Origin of the sequence: Kineococcus indalonis, from assembly GCF_009906395.1 — a bacterium.
Classification (GTDB): Bacteria; Actinomycetota; Actinomycetes; order Actinomycetales; family Kineococcaceae; genus Kineococcus; species Kineococcus indalonis.
Map to the genome: position 1 here is coordinate 1 of NZ_JAAALM010000898.1, position 902 is coordinate 902.

At 76.4% G+C, this 902-nt stretch carries 1 protein-coding gene; it reads left to right on the forward strand.

Annotated elements, in window-relative coordinates; all coding sequences use genetic code 11:
* Positions 1-101: 101 nt before the first annotated feature.
* Positions 102-659: an NAD(P)H-dependent oxidoreductase gene (locus GTR00_RS21810; RefSeq protein WP_166613577.1), complete on the forward strand. Its 558-nt coding sequence runs from the start codon at positions 102-104 to the stop codon at positions 657-659.
* The last annotated feature ends 243 nt before the right edge of the window (positions 660-902 follow it).

Genomic DNA, 902 nt, shown 5'->3' on the forward strand with positions numbered 1-902 from the left:
GCGCACTACAGTCCGGGAACAAGCGGACCACGGTCCGCATTGACGACGACGAGTCGCGGAGCACCGCGACCTCGCGACCCACCGCCTCCTGAGGAGTTCCCGTGACCGACGTCCTGGTCCTGGTCGGCAGCCTGCGCGCCGCCTCCGTCAACCGCCAGATCGCCGAGACCGCCGTGCACCTCGCCCCCGAGGGCGCCACCCTGCACGTGCACGAGGGCCTGGGCGACCTGCCCTTCTACAACGAGGACGTCGACGTCGAGGGCTCGGTCCCGCAGGCCGCCACCGACCTGCGCGAGGCCATCGCCGCCGCCGACGCCCTCCTGGTCGTCACCCCCGAGCACAACGGCACCATCCCGGCCGTGCTGAAGAACGCCGTCGACTGGGCCTCGCGCCCCTACGGCGCCAGCTCCCTGTCCGGCAAGCCGCTCGCCGTCGTCGGCAGCGCCTTCGGCCAGTACGGCGGCGTGTGGGCCCAGGACGACGCCCGCAAGGTGTTCGGCATCGCCGGCGCGCGGGTCCTCGCCGAGGCCACCATGGCCATCCCCGGCTCCGTGGTGCGCTTCGCCGAGCTGCACCCCAAGGAGGACACCGAGGTCACCGAGAAGCTGACCGCCGTGCTGCAGGCGCTCGTCGGCGCCGTCGAGCCCGCCGCCGCCTGAGCCGAGCGCGGGGTCCCGGTGGCGCCGGGACCCCGCGGCCCGCCCGCTCAGCGCGAGGCCGGCCCCCGGGTCGGTACGTTGCCACCGTGAGCACCGAGCGACGCCCCGAGCCGCACCCCGAGCTGCTGGCCGCCCTGGCCGGGGACGGCGCCGCGACCGCGGCGCTGCGCTCCCGCACCGCCCCCGCGCCCCCGGCCAGGGCGGCCAGCAGCTCGGGGTGCGGCTCGGGGCGTCGCTCGGTGC